The organism is Streptomyces sp. NPDC088254 (genome assembly GCF_044740925.1).
In the GTDB taxonomy this organism is placed as follows: domain Bacteria; phylum Actinomycetota; class Actinomycetes; order Streptomycetales; family Streptomycetaceae; genus Streptomyces.
Genome location: NZ_JBIURQ010000006.1, coordinates 264488 through 283546, shown reverse-complemented (window position 1 = coordinate 283546; position 19059 = coordinate 264488). Strand labels below are relative to the sequence as shown.

The 19059-nt window shown below is 68.6% G+C and carries 17 protein-coding genes; 3 read left to right on the top strand and 14 right to left on the bottom strand.

The annotated features are described in order from the left end of the window. Positions 1–25: 25 nt before the first annotated feature. Positions 26–1603 carry an alpha/beta hydrolase gene (locus tag ACIOC0_RS19675; protein ID WP_402156342.1) on the bottom strand — a complete coding sequence of 526 codons (1578 nt, stop codon included), beginning with the start codon at positions 1601–1603 and terminating at the stop codon, positions 26–28. 185 nt (positions 1604–1788) lie between these two features. Further along, complete coding sequence (locus ACIOC0_RS19670) at positions 1789–2622, bottom strand: radical SAM protein (protein ID WP_402156340.1); 834 nt, start codon at positions 2620–2622, stop codon at positions 1789–1791. Positions 2623–2625: 3 nt separating this feature from the next. Between ACIOC0_RS19670 and ACIOC0_RS19665 the strand changes: the two genes are divergently transcribed. Next, complete coding sequence (locus ACIOC0_RS19665; protein ID WP_402156581.1) at positions 2626–4038, top strand: recombinase family protein; 1413 nt, start codon at positions 2626–2628, stop codon at positions 4036–4038. A gap of 50 nt (positions 4039–4088) precedes the next feature. Here ACIOC0_RS19665 and ACIOC0_RS19660 read toward each other — a convergent pair whose 3' ends face one another. The 7 genes from ACIOC0_RS19660 to ACIOC0_RS19630 all read right to left on the bottom strand — a co-directional run bounded on the left by ACIOC0_RS19660 (position 4089) and on the right by ACIOC0_RS19630 (position 9703). Next, positions 4089–4559, bottom strand: a complete 471-nt coding sequence (locus ACIOC0_RS19660) for a hypothetical protein (RefSeq protein ID WP_402156339.1) — start codon at positions 4557–4559, stop codon at positions 4089–4091. 125 nt (positions 4560–4684) lie between these two features. Further along, positions 4685–4834, bottom strand: coding sequence for a hypothetical protein (locus ACIOC0_RS19655; protein ID WP_351836617.1), 150 nt, complete (start codon positions 4832–4834; stop codon positions 4685–4687). A 246-nt stretch (positions 4835–5080) separates the two neighbouring features. Beyond that, positions 5081–5800 carry an HAD family hydrolase gene (locus tag ACIOC0_RS19650; RefSeq protein WP_402156338.1) on the bottom strand — a complete coding sequence of 240 codons (720 nt, stop codon included), beginning with the start codon at positions 5798–5800 and terminating at the stop codon, positions 5081–5083. Further along, positions 5797–6966, bottom strand: coding sequence for an MFS transporter (locus ACIOC0_RS19645; RefSeq protein WP_402156337.1), 1170 nt, complete (start codon positions 6964–6966; stop codon positions 5797–5799). Before ACIOC0_RS19645 ends, ACIOC0_RS19650 begins: the two co-directional genes overlap by 4 nt. 121 nt (positions 6967–7087) lie before the next feature. Further along, the gene (locus tag ACIOC0_RS19640) at positions 7088–8368 is read right to left on the bottom strand and encodes an MFS transporter (protein ID WP_402156336.1); all 1281 of its coding nucleotides are present in this window, start codon (positions 8366–8368) and stop codon (positions 7088–7090) included. A 257-nt stretch (positions 8369–8625) separates the two neighbouring features. Further along, positions 8626–9156, bottom strand: a complete 531-nt coding sequence (locus ACIOC0_RS19635; RefSeq protein WP_402156335.1) for a hypothetical protein — start codon at positions 9154–9156, stop codon at positions 8626–8628. A gap of 190 nt (positions 9157–9346) precedes the next feature. Then, complete coding sequence (locus ACIOC0_RS19630) at positions 9347–9703, bottom strand: SH3 domain-containing protein (RefSeq protein ID WP_340375923.1); 357 nt, start codon at positions 9701–9703, stop codon at positions 9347–9349. 749 nt (positions 9704–10452) lie between these two features. On the opposite strand from ACIOC0_RS19630, the gene ACIOC0_RS19625 reads away from it, so the two are divergent. Continuing rightward, positions 10453–11046 carry a DNA-binding protein gene (locus ACIOC0_RS19625; protein ID WP_402156333.1) on the top strand — a complete coding sequence of 198 codons (594 nt, stop codon included), beginning with the start codon at positions 10453–10455 and terminating at the stop codon, positions 11044–11046. A gap of 482 nt (positions 11047–11528) precedes the next feature. Here the strand turns inward: ACIOC0_RS19625 and ACIOC0_RS19620 are convergent, their stop codons facing one another. Beyond that, positions 11529–11855, bottom strand: coding sequence for a hypothetical protein (locus tag ACIOC0_RS19620; RefSeq protein WP_402156332.1), 327 nt, complete (start codon positions 11853–11855; stop codon positions 11529–11531). Further along, positions 11848–12135, bottom strand: a complete 288-nt coding sequence (locus tag ACIOC0_RS19615) for a hypothetical protein (protein WP_402156331.1) — start codon at positions 12133–12135, stop codon at positions 11848–11850. Before ACIOC0_RS19615 ends, ACIOC0_RS19620 begins: the two co-directional genes overlap by 8 nt. On the opposite strand from ACIOC0_RS19615, the gene ACIOC0_RS19610 reads away from it, so the two are divergent. Continuing rightward, on the top strand, positions 12134–12703 hold the full coding sequence (locus ACIOC0_RS19610) for a hypothetical protein (protein WP_402156329.1): 570 nt from the start codon (positions 12134–12136) through the stop codon (positions 12701–12703). The two genes, ACIOC0_RS19615 and ACIOC0_RS19610, sit on opposite strands and share 2 nt — an antisense overlap. A gap of 72 nt (positions 12704–12775) precedes the next feature. Here ACIOC0_RS19610 and ACIOC0_RS19605 read toward each other — a convergent pair whose 3' ends face one another. The 3 genes from ACIOC0_RS19605 to ACIOC0_RS19595 all read right to left on the bottom strand — a co-directional run bounded on the left by ACIOC0_RS19605 (position 12776) and on the right by ACIOC0_RS19595 (position 18939). Beyond that, positions 12776–13255, bottom strand: coding sequence for a hypothetical protein (locus ACIOC0_RS19605; protein ID WP_402156328.1), 480 nt, complete (start codon positions 13253–13255; stop codon positions 12776–12778). A gap of 102 nt (positions 13256–13357) precedes the next feature. Further along, entirely contained in the window at positions 13358–16765 is a 3408-nt protein-coding gene (locus tag ACIOC0_RS19600; protein WP_402156327.1) for a hypothetical protein, read from the bottom strand. After that, on the bottom strand, positions 16762–18939 hold the full coding sequence (locus ACIOC0_RS19595) for a hypothetical protein (protein ID WP_402156326.1): 2178 nt from the start codon (positions 18937–18939) through the stop codon (positions 16762–16764). The genes ACIOC0_RS19600 and ACIOC0_RS19595 overlap by 4 nt, the downstream gene beginning before the upstream one ends. Between the last annotated feature and the right edge of the window lie 120 nt (positions 18940–19059).

The following is a 19059-nucleotide window of genomic DNA, read 5'->3' as shown; positions in this document are numbered from 1 at the left end:
CGCCCCCGACGGGGTGGGCGGGTGGTCAGCCGCGGAAGCCGAGCAGCACGTGCAGGGTGGAACCGCGGGCCGTGCCCGAAGCGGCCTTCGCGGTCACGGGCGTCGGGTCGGGCTGCGCCGCGCACACCGCGTCCACCCCGCCGACGCCGCGCGGCACGGTGCCGTCGGTGAGATAGGCCGCGAGGTGCTTGTCCAGGCAGGCGTTCCCGCTCAGCGTGATGCCGTGGTTGCCGCCGCCCCGCTCGACGACGAGGCTGGACCCGCGCAGCAGCGCGTGGACCGTCGCGCCGCCCTCGTACGGCGTGGCCGCGTCGTCCGTCGCCTGGAACAGCAGGACCGGCGGCAGCTCGCCGTTCATGATGTTCACCGGCCCCAGCGAGCGGGTCGGCCAGAACGCGCACGGCGCGTTGTACCAGGCGTTGTTCCAGGTCATGAACGGCGACTTCCGGTACGCCGCCCAGTTGTCCGCGCTCCACCGGCTCCAGTGGCGCGGCCAGTTCGCGTCACGGCACTGCACCGCGGTGTAGACGCTGTAGCCGTTGTCGCCCGAGGCGTCCACCGCGGCGAAGGTCTCGTACGCCTTGACCAGCGGGCCGGTCTCCTTGCCGTTGACGTATGCGGCGAACGCCGCGGCGAGGTTGGGCCAGTAGCCGTTGTAGTAGCCGCCGGGCAGGAAGGTGTCCTCCAGCTCCGCGGCGCCCACCTTGCCGCCGGCCGCCCGCTTCGCCAGCGCCGCCCGCATCGCGTACCACTTCGCCTCGATCCTCGCGGGGTCCGTGCCCAGCTTGTACGTGGCGTCGTGCTTCGCGATCCAGGCCATCAGGGCGCGGTGGCGGTCGTTGAAGGCGTGGTCCTGCGCCAGGTTGTCCTCGTACCACACGCCGGTGGGGTCGACGATCGAGTCGAGGACCAGCCGCCGCACCCGCTGGGGGTAGAGCTTGGCGTAGACCGCGCCCAGGTAAGTGCCGTACGAGTAGCCGAAGTAGTTCAGCTTCGGCGCGCCGAGGGCGTCGCGGACGGCGTCCATGTCCCGTACGGCGCTGAGGGTGTCGATGTACGGCAGCAGGCGGGCGTACTTCTTCCCGCAGGCCGCGGCGAAGCCCTCGGCGCGCCGCAGATTCGCCCGCTCCACCGCTGCGGTCGCCGGCAGCGAGTCCGGGCGGACCGGCTTGAAGTGGCCCGGCGCGCAGTTCAGCGCGGGCGTGCTCTTGCCCACCCCGCGCGGGTCGAAGCCGATGACGTCGTACTGGGCGGCCACCGCCTTCGGCAGCGACGACGCGACGAACCCGGCGAGGGCCAGCCCGCTGCCGCCGGGGCCGCCGGGGTTGACCAGCAGCGGTCCCTGGTACTTCTTCGCGGTGTGCGGGACGCGGGACAGGGCGATCGTGATCTTCTCGCCGTGGGGCCTCGCGTGGTCGAGCGGCACTTTCAGGGAAGCGCACTGCAGTGTCGGGGAGTCGGCGGTGCCGCAGGCCTTCCAGGCGATCCGGGTCGCCGGGGCGGTGCGCACGGGGTGCGTGGGGCTCGCGTCGGCGGGCGCGGCGGTGATCGTCCCGGCCACGACGGCGGCGGCTCCGCACAGCACGGCTGCGCGTTTTCTCATGGGTCCTCCCAGGACGGAGGTCGAGGGACCGCGTGGGTCACGGCCCTCGGCGCATCGTCCCGGAAAGAGGGATCACTGGAGCCCGTTCCGGCGATTCTTGACCCGATCGGGTCGCCGGATGCCCTCGAACGCACTCAGTTCGAAGTGATCGGTTCCGGATTCGTTCGGGATCGGTCCGAAGAGGCTCAGATCAGGGTGAGTTGGGTGGGGCCGGACGGCTCCGGCTCCTCGACCGGCTCGGGCGGCCGGATCCGGCGCGGCATCCCCGCGCGCGTGGGCCCGATCCCGTACTCCTCGGCCAGGTCGTGGACCTGACGGGTGATCCGGCGCTGGTACCACTTCGGCGCGTAGGCCCCTTCCGCGTACAGCCGCTCGTAGCGGCGCACCAGGTGCGGGTGGTGCTGCCCGAGCCAGGCCATGAACCACTCGCGGGCGCCGGGGCGCAGATGCAGGGCCAGCGGGGTGACGGAGGTCGCGCCGGCCTCCGCGATCGCCCTTACCGTGGACCGCAGTTGGGCCGGCTCGTCGCCGAGGAAGGGGATGACCGGCGCCATCAGCACCCCGCAGCCGATGCCGTGCTCGCTGAGGGTGCGTACGACGTCCAGCCGCCGTTCCGGCGCGGGCGTGCCCGGCTCGACGGTGCGCCACAGCTCGGTGTCGACGAAGCCGACCGACACGGAGACGCCGACGTCGGTCACCTCGGCCGCCTGCCGCAGCAGGTCGAGGTCGCGCAGGATCAGCGTGCCCTTGGTCAGGATCGAGAAGGGGTTGGCCCGCTCGCGCAGCGCGGAGAGGATGCCCGGCATCAGCCGGTAGCGGCCCTCGGCGCGCTGGTAGCAGTCGACGTTGGTGCCCATCGCCACGTGCTCGCCCTGCCAGCGGGGCGAGGCCAGCTGCCGGCGCAGCAGTTCGGGCGCGTTCACCTTGACGACGATCTGGGTGTCGAAGCCGATGCCGGTGTCCAGGTCCAGATAGCTGTGCGTCTTGCGGGCGAAGCAGTAGACGCACCTATACTTCAATTTATGACCCCGTTTAGTAAGGGTGCGTCATACGAGCGCATCAGCAAGGCGGATGAAGGCGACGAAGACGGTGTCATCCGTCAAGGCGAGGACACCGCAGAGTTGGCCGAACGGCGCGGAATCCCCCTCCAGGGGCGCCGCTTCCGGGACAACGACAAGTCGGCCACCCACGGCAAGCACCGCCCCCAGTACGAGCTGCTCATGGCTGCCGTACAGCGCGGCGAAGTCGACGTCATCATCGTCTACATGCTCGGCCGACTCTGGCGGAACCGGCGCGAACGGGCCGAGGGAATCGAGATTCTCCGCAAGCACGAGGTGTCCGTGCTGTGCGTCAAGGGACCCGAGTTGGACCTCACGACGGCCGCTGGCCGTCTCCTCGCCGGCCTCCTCGGCGAGGTCGACACGTTCGAGGTCGAGCAGATGTCGGAGCGAGAGCAGCGGGAGATGCGCCAGCGCGTCGAGCGCGGCCTGCCTCCGACCGGGCCGCGCTGCTTCGGTTACACCGCAGACGGCGCGGAGCTCGTCGAAGACGAGGCCGCCGAGGTCAAGGACTGCTTTCACGCGCTGCTCGCCGGAGCGACCCTCTCCGGCATGGCCGCCGACCTCAACGAGCGGGGCATCCTCAACCGCAACGGCAAACCCTGGTCACACAACGCCATCCGCGGCGTACTCCTGAACGAGCGCTACGCAGGGCTGCGTCAGTACCGCGGCGAATTGCACCCGGGTAAGTGGCCGGTCATCGTGGACGAGGCCACATGGCGGGCGGCGAAGCACGTCCTTGAGGACGAGAGCCGGAGGACGAGCCCGGGACCGGGCCGGCGGTGGCTGCTGTCTGGGATCGCCCGGTGCGGTGTCTGCGACGACGGGACGACCGTGACGTCCGGGTCGCGGGGCGGCCCGAAAGGCGCGCGGGGGCTCACGACGCCGCTGTACCGGTGCCGGACGACGAAGCACCTGGCGCGCGGTACGGAACCGATCGACCTCACCGTCGAGGAGTACGTGATCCGGCGCCTGTCGCGCCCCGACGCCGTCGATCTCCTCGTCGACGAGAGCGCACCGGGGACGGAGGAGCTGCGGGCGAAGGCCGTTGCCCTGCGATCCCGAATCAGGGTTCTGACCGACGAGTTCGCGGATGACGACGATGCGGACGCCGCTGAATTCAAGGCCGCTACCCGCAGAATCAAGGCCCGGCTGGCTGATGTCGAGGCGCAGATGGCCCACCCGCGGCGGGCGCGCATCCTGGTGGACATCGTGACCGCCGAAGATCCCGCCAAGGCCTGGAAGGATCTGACGCTGGACCGGCAGCGCGCGGTGGTCGAGACGCTGGCCACGGTAACGCTCCTGCCCGGCCGTCCGGGCAGGGCGCCGTTCGATCCGCGTTCGGTACGGATCGAGCCGCTCCAGGGGATGGGCTGACCCCTCGGGCGGAGCAGCCCGCGCAAAGGGTGCGTGTTCAACGAGCACCCTTACGGCGGATGCCGCTCGCCCCTGTGTAACCGTTGATTCGCAGGGGCCCACAGGTTTCCGATGGTCCGCTTCCGCCCGGACGGCTGGGCACCGACGGGAAGGTCGGAGCGTTCAGACCAGTTCACGGCCACGTGGTCGTCACAGAGCAGGCTGTAGGCGCTGCTTGAGGAGTCGGCGCCTGCGGTCGGCCGCTTCCACATCTGGCGGCCTTCGCTGTCGGTGCCGACGAAAGTGAAGCCGTGGGGTTCGAGGATGTCGGCGAACTGGAGATCGGCGGCGAGGACGTCGAGGGGGCCGTCACCCGCTGGCTGCTGCCACATGGCGGGCCGTGTTCGACGGGGCGCCGGCGTGGTGAGGCCGAGCCGCTGCTTCTTCCGGTCCTGCTTCTCCTGTGCCGCCTGGGCGAGGATCTCGCGTGCTGCGGGGGCGTGGTCGGCGACGAGCGCGGCCAGGTCGCGGACGTCGTACACAGCGCCGTCGCCGGGGCCGATACCCCTTCTCGTAGGCGCACCGGGATCCGTTTCGCGAGGCGAGGCGGGAGGGTGCCCCCTGCGGGCAGGGCCGCCGCGCGAGTGGATAGGGGCGGTGGCCGCTTCTAGGCGGCGATTGGCTTCGACTCGGTCGGCTTGCGCCGGAGCAGGGCTTTCAGGCGGTCCCGCTGCTCGGGGGTGAGCGGGGGCGCCTGGTCGGCCAGTTCCTGGGCGTAGCGCCGAATGTCGGCGATCTCCGCAGCGGTCAACGCCATCAGGCCACCTTCTGGAGCGCCACGCCGCAATCAGCGGAAGAGCCGTGCCCGAACATGTTGCCCGCCTTGTATAGAGTGAACCGAATGCCTATCAATACCCTATTGAAACATGAGTCTGAATGCCACTCAATAGGCGGCTGACTCCGACTCGATGAGCGCCACTGCGCGGGACATGCGCAGTACTGGCTGCGACGGCAAGGCTGACCTGAACTTCTTCGCCGAGTGCGCCTCTTCTGGCGCCCACCCTCAGCCCGAAAGAGCGCGGGTGGTGCCACTCCCGGGACCCGTCGAGCATGCCGGGTGTGTGACGGCGGGCTGACGGGGAAGCCGGCGGGCGAGTGCGGCCGGGTCGCCGGTGTAGTGCAGGGCTTGCAGGCCGAGTTGCTCGGCGGCTTCGACGTTGTCCAGCCGGTCGTCGACGAACAGGGTCTTTGAGGGGTGGGGCACTCCGGCGGCCTCGAGCGCTGCCTCGTAGGCCCGCCTGTGGGGCTTGTTCACTCCGATGCGGGCGGAGTAGACGGTCCGGCTGAACAAGGTGGCGCACCATTCGGCGTCGTCGAGGGTGTTGGCCAGCGGTTTGGGCGCGTTGGACAGGAGTACGAGACGCAGCCCGGTGGCGTGGGCTGTGTGCAGGAGGTCCAGCACGGCGGGGTCCGTGTCGGTCCACATGTCGATGTCGGCGCGTGCGAGAGCGGCCAGGAGGGTGCTGCCCACGGGCGCGGTGCGCCCGTTGCGCAGCAGTCCGCTCCAGAACGTGTGGGTGGTGGCGATGCCCTGGTCGTAGGGCTCCCGCCGCTGCCAGAACGCCTGTTGGAAGGCGTGGGTCTCCTGGGGGTGCCAGTCCGCGAGTTCGGCGAGCCGGGCCCACTGGGCCGGGCCGGGCTGGCGGCCGATGACCCCGTTGTAGTCGAGGATCACGGCCTCGAGGTCGGCGCCGCTGGGGGTGGTGGGCTGGGAAGAGGTCAACGGGACTCCAAGGCTCGGTGGGAGACGACAGCGACGGTCGCGGTCAGGACGACGAGCAGGGCCAGCGCGGTGGTCAGGCTGGTGAGCGAGGCGATCGCCCCGATGGCGGCCGGTCCGGCAAGCAGGCCGAGGTAGCCGATGGTGGCGACGGTGCCCACCGCGCGTGGTCCTCCCCGGCCGGCGGCTGTGATGAGGGCCGGCATGGCCGTGGACAGGCCGGCTCCGAGGGCCATCCAGCCGAGCAGGGCGGCCGGGGCGCTGCCGGCGATCAGTGCAGCGCCGAGTCCGGCGGCGGCCAGGGTGGCGCCGATGCGTACCAGGGCGGGTGCTCCGTAGTGGCCGGTCAGCCGGTCGCCCGCGAGTCGGCCCGCGGCCATGGCGGCGCTGTAGAGGGCGTAGGCGGCTGCCGCTGTTGCCTCGGAGCTGTGGAGGGAGTGCAGGTGAACTGCCGACCAGTCGGCGGCGGCGCCCTCGGCCAGCAGGCACGCAGCGGCCAGGGCACCGAGCAGCCACACCGAGGCGTGGGAGATCTGCGCCGGCTTTGCCTCGTCCGGAACCGCTTCGGGACGCGCGGGTGCGTGGTCGAGGGAGGTTGCCGTTCGTACGGCTGGAACGGCGGTGACAGCGGCGAGCACCGTGAGGGCACCGACCATCGCGAACAGCACCTCGTGGGACATCCAGGTGGTCACGGCTGCGAGCGCGGCCCCGCACAGAGCACCGATCGAGTAGGCGGCGTGCAGCCCGGACATGATCGACCGCTGGAAGGCGATCTCGCAGTGAACGGCAGAGACGTTGCAACCGACGTCAAGCAGCCCGTGTGCGAGGCCGAAGACGACGGCAGCCCCGATCAGAGTCGGCAGCGTGCGGCACTGGCCGAGGAGAGCCAGGGCGAGGCCGAAAACGACGGCGGGGACGACCAGCAGTCGGGAGGAACCGTGCCGGTCGGCCAGGCGCCCGCCGAGCTGGAGTCCGGCGACCATGCCGACTGCGGCACCGAGAAGAACGAGTGACAGATGGCCCGTCCCAAGGTTGGCCACCCTCTGCACTGAGGGCATCCTCGTGCCCCACACCGCCATGACGAGGCCCATCACGGCGAAGACACCGAGCAGCAGCCGTCGGTCGCCCGTCGGCGGTGCGGACTGCTCGGCCGGAGCGATCGCGGTCATCGGCTTGTCCCCGGCGCGGGCGTGGGCAGGGCTGTCGAAGCGGGAGCCCGTCTGGGCGCTGCTGCCCCCGAGTTGGGGCGCGTGGTGCTGTGTCTCATGGTCCGGTTCTCCGATTCGGCGGTCAGGTAGCGGCGGGGACAGGGCTCTCGGCCACACGGGAGGCCGTGCGGCGGTGGGTGAGGCCAGCGAGCGGCACGCACAGGGCTGCGCCCATGGCGCCGGCGGCAAGGGCGGTCAGCGCGGCGAGAACCCCACCGCCCGAGGCCAGGGACACAGCCGCGAGAACCGGGGCGATGATCACGGCGACGGCGAGGGTTGAACCCCAGATCCCGGCGTACAGACCGCGGGCGTGAACGGGCGAGATCTTGGTGACGATGTCGTTGGCCGCGATGAAGAAGACGATCTCCCCGGGGACGGCGGCCGCCACGGCGAGGCTGTAGCCGGCCGTGGTGTCGGCGAGGCCTGCGCTGCCCATGCCCGCGCCCAGCAGGAGCGAGCCGACGGCGAGCAGGCCGGTGACCGGCTGGGGCCCGTCGCAGCGGCGGCGCAGCCACGGGTTGAGCAGCGGGGTGAGCACGACGACGGCTCCGGCGTTGGCGACCTGTGTCCATCCGTAGGCGTCGGCGGCGAGCCCGTCGTCCTCCATCAGCAGTGGCAGCACGGTGAACATGCCGGCAGCGCAGGTCAGGGCGGCCACGCTGGCCATCCACAGCAGCCCTAGGCGTGCGTCGAGCACGGCCGAGCGCAGCGGGATGTGCGCGGTGGGCTCGCTGAGGCGGGCGGAGGCGGCCGGGGTGTCGTCGTCGAGGTAGCGGTGGGCGAGCAGGGCACAGACTGCGCAGGCGGCGGCGTTGAACCAGAACAGCACAGGGAAGCCGAGCTGTCCGGCCAGCAGGCCGCCACCTGCGCCGGTGATCGCCGCGCCGATGTTCACGGCCCCGTGGCGCCAGCCGTTGACGGCGGCGCGCTGTCCGTCGTCGGTGATGAGGTCGGCGATGGCCGCGGAGACGACCGGCCTCGGCGAGTCGTACACGATGCCCGCGATCAGGGCTCCGGTGCACACGGCGGCGAACGCGTGCGCCTGGGACATCACGGGCAGGCAGACGGCGGCTGTGAGCATGGCGGCCATGAGAGTGCGGCGCCGGCCGAGCCGGTCGGCGGCCCAGCCGGTGAGCAACTGGCCGACGAGCCATCCGATGCCGAAGACCGCGAGGGCCTGGCCGACGGCGGCGGTGGTGTAGCCCAGGTCCTTGAGGTGATAGCTGAGGAAGGGATAGGCGAAGCCGAAGCCGCGCGCCACCAGGGTGATGACGAGCAGCGCCCAGATCGCCTGCGGCCAGGGCCGCGGTCGGGACGGTTCGGCGTCCTTGGTGGTGGAGACGGGCATGGTGGTGGCTGACACAGACGCTCCAGGGAAAGCAGGTGCGAGACGTTCCTGGTGGGGCGGCCGGCGTCAGCTGGTTCGGGCGCCGGACGGGAAGGGCGGAGTGGGTGGGGGCGTCGCCGTGGGCGGACGACGCCCCCACTGAGCAGCCGGGCCAGCGCCCGCGCCGGAAGGACGCGGGGATGTCGCCCCAGGGGGATGGGAGAGAGGGGCCGGGCTGCGCCTGGTGCCAGATCGGCGGAGGACGCTCTGTCCGGCCGGGCAGTTCGGTGCGGCTACACGGTCGGGGAGGCTCTGAAGTTCGTGTTGCGGTAGCCCTTGCCGTCGTTGTTCCAGTCCAGCTGGATGAAGCCGTCGGCCAGGTAGCGGCCCGAACCGGCCCGGTACTTGAGTGTCCCCGTCTTGTAGCTGCCGTTGCCGGCGATGTTGCCGTGCTCGAGCTTGTACTCAAGGCCGGTGTAGTTCGCCCACTTCACGACAGGATCGGGACCGGAGGCCGACTTCTTGATCTGGAGGTGGAAGCGAGCGGCGTCGAGGGTCTCCGTCATGTTGACGTACGAGACGGGTCCCTCGAACTTCACGTTGGCGTAGGCGTAGATGTAGCCGCCGGAGCGCTTGGCGCACAGCGTGACGTCGAAGTTGTAGTTGTCGGCCCACGGCCCGGAGTAGGCCGGATTGTCGACGGAAGCACTGCTGGTTTTGCAGCTGTAGTCAGCGGCGGATGCCGTGGTCGCGGTGGCGAGCGTGGTGCCGGCGAGGGCTCCGGCAGCGAGCAGGGTTATGGCGGTGCGCTTGAACGCGGGCATGCAGGTGTTTCCTCCGGAAGGCGAGTGGGGTCGGCGGGCCGTTGTTCGTGGGCTGGCCGTTGATAAGGGGCGGTGAGCGTCAGATTCCGCGGCCGGGTGTCCGCGGTGAGGCCCTGACCAGCACTGCTGCGGCTAGTCGGCTCTGTGTCGTCCTCAGACGGGATCCCGCACGGGATGCGGACTGGGTTGGTCAACCGGCCAGCTGGTAGAGGCCGTCGTCGCGCACCCAGCCTCGGGTGCCCTTGGGGATGCCAGACTTGGAGCGCTGAGTGAGCTGGCTGTAGTCCCAGTTGCCGCGGCTGCACAGCACAGTCACCTTGTCGCCCCGGTACAGGAGGCCGCGGCTGGCGTAGGTGGTGCCCGGGCCGGTGCGGTAGTTCCAGCCATTCTTGGCCACGGTGGCCTGGAAGTTTGTCCAGTTGGTGGTGCACTTGCTGTGTTCGCCGACGGCGTGCGCGGCCGGGGCGGTGGTCACGGTCAGGGTGGCAGCGGCCGCGAGTGCGAGGGCGGCGGGTGCGACCGAGCGGAGGGCGAGATTGCGGATCATCGGGATACGACCTTCCGAAAGGGAGGAGGGGGCGGGTGTTGCCCCGGCCCGGCCAGGGCGTAGCCGGTGGCGGGCCGGGGCCCCTGCGGCAGGACTGCGGCGTGATGGCCGGCCTGGAAAGGGAATCGGTGCGTTCGGTGCTGGACGCGGGGGACTGGCAGACGGTCCACGGCACGGACGTGGGCATGGCTGTCCGAGGCGTCGGCGGTTCTATGCGGCCTTCCTCCGGCGTGCGACCGAGGCCTGAGTTGTCGTCATGGCATCGCGCCGCAAGGCAATGGATGCAGCGGCAGTGGCTCCGACCTGAATGGCCTCCATGGGAATCGGGCGAAGCGAGACTGCGCGAGACGCGGCAGTGGAGACTCGCACTCGACTCGCCGAGGAGGCATGCTCGGTCACGACCACGCCGCAATCAGCGGAAGAGTCGTCCCCGAACATGTTGCCCGCCTTGTATAGAGTGGACCGAGTGCCTATTGGGCTCTATTGAAACACGACTCGTAATGCCATTCAATAGGCAGTCGACTGTTACTCGATGAGCGCCACTGCGCGGGGCATCTGCGGTACTGGCTGCGACGACAAGACTGACCTGAACTTCTTCGCCAAGGTGCGCCTCTTCTGGCGCCTGCACTCGGCCCGAGGGGGCGCGGAGGTCGCCGCTCCCGGGGCCCGTCGTGCGTCTACGTGGCGACGGCTCGGGGCTATGTGACGAATCACCTGGGGGCCGCACCGAGCGCGCCTATGATCGATGCATGCCGTCGTCCCTTCCCACGTCCCTTGCTGTGTCCGACGCCATCACCCACTACCGCCAGCTGCGCGAGCTGACCGTCGATGAGCTGGCCTATGTGCTCCGGATGCTCGATCACCCGATCTCGGCCGACGCCCTCGCGGAGATGGAGCGATGCGCTCGCCCCGTGACCGTCGACGACCTCGTCGCGATCGCCTACGCGCTCGACACGACCCCCGCGGTGCTGCTGTCGCACATCCCCATCGACATGCCGGAACCCGAAGGGTCCCTCGCCACCGGGCTCCCCGGCGACGTCGACCAAGCCGAGCTCCGCGCCTGGCTTGAGGGAAAGACCACGCTCGACCGCGAGTCGCGGGTGGACTGGTGGAAAGAGCGGGTCGCCCGCCTCAGAGTCCGGTCGGCGCACCACGAGGAGCAGCTGCAGGGCGCGTACGCGGAGCTGCGTGAGCTCGGTGACCTGGCGCTCCAGGAAGCAGACGCCCCGCCCGTGCAGCGTCTTCAATGGCGCATTCAGGACGGCGAGCACGCGCTCAACCAGTCCGAAGTCGCACTGGCGCTGACTGAGCATCGACTCGACAACCTCCGAGAAGGCGCCTGACAGACTGAGTTCTGGCCAGTCAAAGTTGCCTATCAATAGGTGACTTTGACTGGCCTTCAGTCGTTAGGTGGTACATCCGGTACATCAATCTGCAATACTGACAGTGCGCTTGTGAATGCCTTCGCAAGTGCTGAAGTGCGAGAAGAAAGCTCAGAAATCGGTCGAGGGGTCCTCAAGCGGACCGGCTTCGGCTCCCGGGCGTGGTCGGGATCCGGGTCTCGGGGTTGCAGTGTGGAACTGTGGAGCCGAGACGCCGGTCCCTGCGAAGAGGGCACCACCTGGACACGCAGGACTGAACGAGAGAAAGCGGGGGCGATCATGACTGAGGATCAGCCTCAGTTACCCGAGCAGCCGACACAGGGCCATGCAACAGCTTCACAGGCCGTGCCGCCGAGGCCGCAGGTTCCGCCCGTTGTCACGGCCGAGCAGTGGGGCGTCGGGTTCCAGCAGACGCATCACCGCGAGCCGACGATGTCCGAGTATCAGGCCGCCGTTCCTGCCGGACTGATCGCTCCCGAGCGCCGGCCTCGTGATCCGTCGATGCAGCAGATGGCAGACGGAGCCAAGCAAGTCGTCAACGGTGCCCTGGACTTCTTCAACACCAAGGTCGCGCCGGCCCTCGAGAACTCTGGAGCCAAGGAGTTCCTCAGCAACCGCGTTGCCCCCGCCGCGCAGAGCGCCGCGCGCTCGATGCAGCAGAGCACCTCGCGGCCGGGACTGGCCAAGCTGAGGGAGCTGGCCACCTTCATCCTTCCCATCGCGGCGCTCCTGGCGATCATCTCCCTGTTCATGCCGGTCGCTTCAGCCATGGGCTTCTCGGTCAACTACTTCAGCGACGAGGCCGGAGGTGAGGGTGGCTTCCTGCTCTTCATCATGCTCGTGACCATCGCCGCCTCTGTCGTGGCAGTCATCCGCAAGGCGAACTGGTCTCGCATCACCGCCGGAGTCGTGGGCATCGTCGCCGGCCTGATCGGCGTGATCGACGGCTTCGGGACCATGGGCTCCGTCAGCGGCACCCGCTACGCCCCCGTCCGGGCGGGCGAGCTGACCCAAACCGGCTTTCCAGAACGAAGGAAGGAAGAACACCATGAACTCCACCAGGACCGCACGTGCGACGCGGACCAGGATCGCCGTGTCCGCCGCGGCCCTGGCCGCGGGTGCTCTCATGCTCACCGCCTGCAGCGGGAGCAGCGATGCTGCTTCCTCGCAGAGCCCCAGCAGCAGCCAGGCCTCCAGCTTCGACGGTGCCTACATCTCCATCACCGACGGGGCGCGCGGCGGCATCGCCGCAATCGACGGCCACAAGATCACGTACATCAACGTCACCGCTGGTGAGCAGCAGTGCCAGCTGACCACGAAGGCCCTCGGCGACATCAAGCACGGCTCGATCGTCAAGGACGGCACGACCGACAAAGGTCAGTACCAGGTTCTCTCGACCGGCACGATCAACGACAGCCGGACCAGTGTGCTCTGGGACGACGTCAACGGCTCCGACCAGACGGGCACTGACCCGGGATCCGGCTCGATCTCGATGTCGAACAGCATGATCACGTTCGGGTACACCTTCGCCTATTCGATCGACCAGGTCCAGCTCATCCCGGCCGACAGCGACCAGGCGAAGGCATTGATGGCCAAGGACTGCAACCAGCACAGCTGATTGCCGCACCACCCAGGCAGCACAGAACCCCGTGGATATCACGTCCACGGGGTTCTGTCTTTTCTCTGACGCCTACTCCTGGAGCTGCTGCGCCCGGTACTCCTCAATCGCCTCCGGTGGCCGGCCGTACTTCGGCGCGTGCTGCTCGACGAAATCCAGCTCAGCCCACGCTGCCGACTGCCGGATCCTCGACCGGGCGACCACGACGAACACCGTGGCACTGATGGCGATGTTGAGCAGACCCCACCCAGCCAGCAACGCCGTCAGCACCACAGGCAGACCGTCCTCGATCGCCATGGTGACCAGAACGACCAAGCATGCGCTGTTGCCCAAGAGGCTGGCCACGAACCCCTCGAACGTGCCGGACAGGCGCGCCAGAGTCCGCGGCTCGTCGCGATGCCGCACAGCGCGCTTCACCTCGCCGACGAACACCACGGTGACCACGGCCGCCGCAGTGCTCAATGCCAGGTCGCGGATCCCGGTGATCCACCATCGCGCCGAGCGCCACCAGCCGCGCGGGAACTCGCCGCGAAGCCTCGATCCGAGCCTCATCCTCTTCCCCTTCTCCTCCTGCCGCGCAAAAGACGACGCACCCGGTAGGACGATCGCAATGGTCGTCCTCACCGGGTGCGTCAGCCCTCCACGCTCGCCCGATCAGTCCTGCGGCTTCTCGCGCCGGCCCCGGCGAAGACCACCGGCCGGCCGCTGCTGCGGCTCCGGAGTCTCCACGCTCTGAGGGGCCGGATCGGCAACCCGGCGCGGACGGGGACGAGGACGCGGAACCGGAGCCTGCCGCGGCGAAGGAGCCGGTGCAGGAGCCGACGTCCGCGGTGCCTGAGCCCGCGGCGCGGGCGTCTGGCGCGGTGTCGGCGTCGACGCCTGAGTCGAACCCGGCTGACGCGCTGCCTGCGTCCGAGCCGGTGTCCGCGCACCAGGCGCAGCCGGAGTCTGACCCGAAACCGGAGCGGCCACGGGACGAGGAGCCGACGTTCCGGCTCCCAGCTGCCTCGGAGCCGGGGTGTCCTGAGCGGATCGCGTCGGACGCGTGCTCGGCGCGGCCGGCTGCCCGGAAGCAGGGACAGGCACAAGACCAGAAGCAGCTCCGCCGCTGAAGCGCTGCGGTGCAGCCTGCTGGTTGCTGCCCTGCTGGCTCTGCGCACCCTGGGCACCCGTGCCGAACTGCGTCGGGTCCGTCTGGCCGGCGACGGCCCTACGGCCTCCGCTGGTCGGAACAGAACCAGCGCCGCCGACGCTGCTCTGCCCCTGAGCGCCACCGCGAGAGCTCGACGGCTCCGTGGACGAGGCCAGAACCTCGCCGGGGATGACCTTGTTGCCATCCGAGGTGTACCCGAGATTCGACAGGCCGCCCTGGTTGCTCAGATTCTGTGCCGTCTGCTTGTCCGAGTGCGAGCTGCCCGCTCCGCCACTGGTCAGCTGCAGCGGACCGCCCTTGTCGTCGGGACCGTCGCCCTGGCCAGACACGCCCAGAGCACCAGCAGGACCGCCACCGCCACCGGAGCCACCGCCACCAGGACCACCGTCCAGTGCCGGGCTGTTCGGATCGCCTGGACCACCCTCGCCGCCGCCCTCCAGGGCCAGCGCCTGCTTGCCAGCAGTCAGAGCCGTGGCGTCGCCGTTCGTGCCGCCGGCGTTCGTCGACGCCGTCTTGCCCGCGGGCTTGCCCGTGCTCGGGGACGCCGGGCCGCTGGTCTTGTTGTTGAACCCGTTGGCGAGCTTGTTGCCCATGGCCATACCCGCGCCGGCCCCTGCACCTGCGGCCAGAGCAGGCATCAGCCCGCCCTTGTCCGGCTTCGGCGTGGTGTTGGTCTCCAGGAACTTGTCCACGAGCTTGGTGACCACTTCGTCCATCGCCTGCAGCACCGTCTTGCGGACCCGCAGCAGAGCGAAGGTGATGCCCATGATCAGCAGCGACGAGATGAGCGTCAGGATCACCACGATGATCCCGCCGAGCGCAGCGCTGCCCCACAGGCCGCCCGGGCTCATGAAGCTCGACACGGGCCCGGCCATGATGTCCGGGACCGAGATCAGGAACTCCGAGACGAACTGGTAGATGAACAGCGTGACGAGGACCTCCAGGATCAGTGCCATGGAGTAGACGATCACCTTGGCGATCGCGGCCAGCGCGCCCAGCGTCGCGAACGGCACGGCCGCTACGAGGCCGAAAATCCGCTTGACCGAGCCGGCCAGCATGCCGATGGCGTACCAGAAGCCGAGCAGAACGATGGAACCCAGGACCGTGGCTGAGTTGGACCAGTACATGAACTTCGCCGGCCCCGTGCCCACCTGGCTGACGGCCATGTGGTTCTCGCGCGTGAAGCCGGACGTGGCGTTGTTCGAGCTGTACATGCTCAGCGAGCTGGGGCTGAACCCGGTGTTGAGATAGTTGTACGCCGCCAGGGGAGACAGGTTGCACGAGGAGGGCGTCTTGCCCACCGTGAAGCCGCAGCCGGCCTTTGTCCCCATCGTCGTGAAGACCGTCGAGTCCTTGCCGGGACGAGAGGAGGTCAGGCCCGTGCCGTCGGTCGAGATCACCGGGTGATCCACCGGCTTCGGCCCCTCCTCCTCACCGAAATCCTCCACGTCGCCGTAGCTGTCCTTGTCGACGAACCAGCTCTTCTTGACTTCCGCGCTCTCGTCCAGCTGCGTGATCGAACTCTTGATCCCCGACTCGAAGTCGGAAGCTGCGATCTCGTTGCTGCCGATGTACTTGCCGATGATCCCGAAGGTCGAGAACACCGCCTTGAAGTCATCCGACGCACCGGTGCCGACGGAGACCGTGCCGTCCTTCCAGGCCGACTCGGCGTCGTTGACCTTCGTGCCGATGCTGATGCCGTTGAACGTCGCTCCATGGGACTGCTTGTTGATCGCCAGCGCGCTCGTGCGCACCGACATCATCGCGTCAGAGCTCGCCTGGTCGCCGTTCCAGGAGACAGTGGCCTGGTCCGGGATCCCGAGGCGGTCGTTCATCATCCACGCCTCGAAGTCGACGTAGGTGCTCAGCACGACGCGCGTCGGACCGGCATGCTGGCCGAGAACCGAGTTGTCGAACTTGTCGAGCACGCTGGTGTACATCGACCCGATGAGCGGCAGACCGACGCCGATGAAGACGACGCGCACGATGAGCTTCTTGATCGCCGAACCCCGGTCCATCTTCTTGAACATGACCAGGCCGATGAGCAGGAAGCCGATGAAGATCGGCACCAGCACCTGCCACGAGATATCGACAAGCAGGCCATACCAGCCACTGATCCAGTGCTGCAGACCCGAGAGCGCGCCGCCTCCGGTGTCACCTCCCGTCATCCCGTCGGCGAAGGTCGGATTGACCGCCCTGACCGCCTGGTAGAACCACATGAAGGGGTTGATGAGCTTCAGGAACTGGAGGATGACGTAGAACAGCGTGCCGACCGCCAGCGCCAGGGCGTAGAGGACCCAGATGACGGAGCCTCCAATCACGCTCACGATCTGGCCGCCGATGCCCGAGGACATCGTGTCCAGGCCGAGGTCAGCGTTCGCCGCCCCGAAGTGCGCGTAGTCGAGCATGCCCGAGTACTTCGCGTTGCCCTTGTCGTCTTTCGCTGCCAGCGTCTCGTACGTGACGGTCTGCGAGGACCCCGAGACCTCGGCGAAGAACCAGCCCACGATGTTGCCCAGGCTGAAGTCCGGGTCGGCGTAGCCGAGCATGGAACCACCCGAAGCAGGACTGCTCGTGACCGGCTTCCAGTTCTCGTGCATGCCCTTGTCGTTCGACGGCGAGTTCTCCTCGCTGAAGTACGAGCTCGCATTCGAAGCCAGCTGGTAGAGGCTGTAGTTGTCGCGCTCCTTCTCGTCGTCCGCGGACGCCGGCGAAGAGGTCGCCATCATGAGGACCGGCACGAACAGCGCGGCCAGGAGCACGAGGGCGAGCCCGCGCGCGAGCCTGCCCTGGCGGGCTCCGCCACCGCCGTGGCCGGCCCAGGCCCGCAGCCGCGCCACCGCCGCGATCGTCCCGTTCATCGTCTCTCCCCTACTCCTCGCCTCCGTATCAGTGCTGACCTCGCTCATGCCTGGACCAGCTTCTTCGGCTTGGACTTCCTCGCCGGTCGCCTTGCGCCATCCTCGGGCTGCTGCAGGCTCTTCTTGCCGTCGCGGCGCTTGCCCCCGTCGCTCTGGCCCGCGTCAGCCTCGCCGTCGCCGCCCTCGCTGTGCTTCCGGATGCTGGTGAGGTTCGCGCCCGGTGCCGGCTTGTCGTGCATGATCGCGTCCATCCGCGCCGCCTCTTCGGCCCTGGCCGCCTCCAGGCGTACCTGCCTGCGCTGGGCCTCGCGGTAGGGGTTGATCCCCAGTGCCAGGTCCAGGTGGAAGACCACGTTGGAGACGCCCCGGCGCAGGTACGTGAGGTTCTCGCCCTTGGTCGTGATGAGCTGGGCGAGATCCGGCGGAATCCGCTGGTGCAGCTGCTTCTGGTACTCCGCCACCGTGCCGTCGCGCATCGGGCCGAAGAGCGTGTAGTCCGCGGCGTCGAACTTGTTGAAGTCGCTGTCGGCCAGCATCTTGTCGACGTCGTTGTAGCTGTAGACCACCCGGCCGCCGCGCTCGTGCATATGGTCGAACTGGTCCTTGATGTACTTCTTCACCCGGTCGTCGATGTGCTCGGTGCCGTGGATGATCACCGTGTCGCCGAGCCCCAGCTTGCCGACGGCGAAGCCGACGATGTTCACCAGCTGCGCCATCGCCACGCCCTTGCCGCGGCGCATGAGCCGCGAGAAGTCGTAGACCACGCGCCGCGAATCCCGGACCCCGTCCACGGCCGAGGCCGTGTGGTTGTTGAACAGGTCGCCGTTGGTGCTCAGCATCGCGTTGGCGATGCCCCTGAGCACGTTGTAGGCGCGCAGCTGGTCCGGGTCGGTCTTGCTGGAGTTCAGCAGTGCCTTGTGCGCGGTTGCCACGTAGGAGACGAACATCTGAAGACGCGGCACCTGGGTGTGCGGGATGTTCACCACGCGCAGGCGGTGACGCTGCTCCTTGGCGTTGTGCCGCCACATGCCCTGCTCGATGTAGAAGTCGGTCGCGGTGTCTTCGAGGGCGCTGCGGATGATCGAGCCGATCGCTCCGTCGCTGGTCTCGTAGAGCTGCTCGAACATCAGCTTGAGCTTCTCCATCTGGGCGGAGAAGACCGTCAGCTCGTCCTCCTCCTCGCCGAACATCTCGAACATGTTCACGTCGCCCTGATTCAGGTCCACGCGCGAGGTGAGCCGCTCGAACTTCGGGCCGAGCTTGTCGAGGTTCGCTCCGTCGAGGATGAGGTGGACGACCTGGCCGTTGTTCAGCAGCGCCGCCTGAGAGATCTTCGAGCACCACATGTTGGCCACCCGCTGGCGGTCGAGGTACTCGCTGAGCGTGGCGTCGGCGACGATCGCGTGGTGGTCGTAGGCGTTGACGTCCATGAGCACGGCGCTGTTGTTGACGTCGCCGACCATGTAGCCGACGTACTCGCCGCCTCGGTCGTTGAGGCCATTGGTCACCAGCGAGTACGAGCCGGCCAGCTCGGTCGAGGTGAAGTGGAAGCCCGCGCCCTTCTTCTTCTCGTTGTTCTTCCACAGGCCCGAGAGCTCCTGACGCTGCTCGCCGGCGTACGGCGCAGCCTTCAGCGTGCCAAATCGGTCGATGTACAGACGCGTGACCCGGTCGATCGTGTCGTCCAGGGTCGCCAGATCGGGGGCCTTGAGGAAGAGCCGGTTGTGCACCGAGAGGTAGCTCGCACCGTCCTGGATCTCACCGATCGTGATCCCGAGGTCACCGGAGATCTTCGCGGCCTTGCGCCTGGAGGAGGTCGTGCCCGTCTCCTCCTGCTCGTTCGCATCCAGCCTGTCCAGCTTCTCCGACTGCTTGGTGTACGAGTCGATCCACTTCTCATCCATCCGCTTGACCTGCTCAAGCACGACGGCGGTGACCCGCTCGTCCAGGCCGTCCGGGATCCGGTCGATACCCCAGAAGGCGGCGAAATTGTCGTGCGCGGCGTCGTCGTGGAAGTACGCCAGGATGCAGGCGACCGAGCCGTCGACCTCGAAGTAGTCGGAGCGGAAGAGGTACTTCTCCTTCGGCTTCAGCGCGAGCAGGTGAGGGTAGGCGTCGAACGTGCCCTGGAGGTGCTTCACCTCCCGGCGGCGCTGCCACCAGTTCGTCTTCGGCTCGGCGGCCTCATCGGCTGCGCCGTCCGCCGGCGCAGCGTCCTGCACGCCCTCAGCCTGAGCAGCACCATCCGCGCGCGGATCATCGACCACAAGCTCCGCGGTCTCATTCGTCTCGTCAGGCTTCTTTCCCGGAATGCCGAGCTGTGCCCGGACTTTCGTCATCAG

What these genes read in the sequence shown, in the direction of transcription:
- ACIOC0_RS19630 (WP_340375923.1), bottom strand. Translation starts at nt 9,703, where the DNA reads ATGATCCGCAATCTCGCCCTCCGCTCGGTCGCACCCGCCGCCCTCGCA.
- ACIOC0_RS19625 (WP_402156333.1), top strand. Translation starts at nt 10,453, where the DNA reads ATGCCGTCGTCCCTTCCCACGTCCCTTGCTGTGTCCGACGCCATCACC.
- ACIOC0_RS19675 (WP_402156342.1), bottom strand. Translation starts at nt 1,603, where the DNA reads ATGAGAAAACGCGCAGCCGTGCTGTGCGGAGCCGCCGCCGTCGTGGCC.
- ACIOC0_RS19600 (WP_402156327.1), bottom strand. Translation starts at nt 16,765, where the DNA reads ATGAGCGAGGTCAGCACTGATACGGAGGCGAGGAGTAGGGGAGAGACG.
- ACIOC0_RS19635 (WP_402156335.1), bottom strand. Translation starts at nt 9,156, where the DNA reads ATGCCCGCGTTCAAGCGCACCGCCATAACCCTGCTCGCTGCCGGAGCC.
- ACIOC0_RS19605 (WP_402156328.1), bottom strand. Translation starts at nt 13,255, where the DNA reads ATGAGGCTCGGATCGAGGCTTCGCGGCGAGTTCCCGCGCGGCTGGTGG.
- ACIOC0_RS19615 (WP_402156331.1), bottom strand. Translation starts at nt 12,135, where the DNA reads ATGGTGTTCTTCCTTCCTTCGTTCTGGAAAGCCGGTTTGGGTCAGCTC.
- ACIOC0_RS19655 (WP_351836617.1), bottom strand. Translation starts at nt 4,834, where the DNA reads ATGGCGTTGACCGCTGCGGAGATCGCCGACATTCGGCGCTACGCCCAG.
- ACIOC0_RS19665 (WP_402156581.1), top strand. Translation starts at nt 2,626, where the DNA reads ATGACCCCGTTTAGTAAGGGTGCGTCATACGAGCGCATCAGCAAGGCG.
- ACIOC0_RS19610 (WP_402156329.1), top strand. Translation starts at nt 12,134, where the DNA reads ATGAACTCCACCAGGACCGCACGTGCGACGCGGACCAGGATCGCCGTG.
- ACIOC0_RS19645 (WP_402156337.1), bottom strand. Translation starts at nt 6,966, where the DNA reads ATGACCGCGATCGCTCCGGCCGAGCAGTCCGCACCGCCGACGGGCGAC.
- ACIOC0_RS19620 (WP_402156332.1), bottom strand. Translation starts at nt 11,855, where the DNA reads ATGGCTGAAGCGACCGGCATGAACAGGGAGATGATCGCCAGGAGCGCC.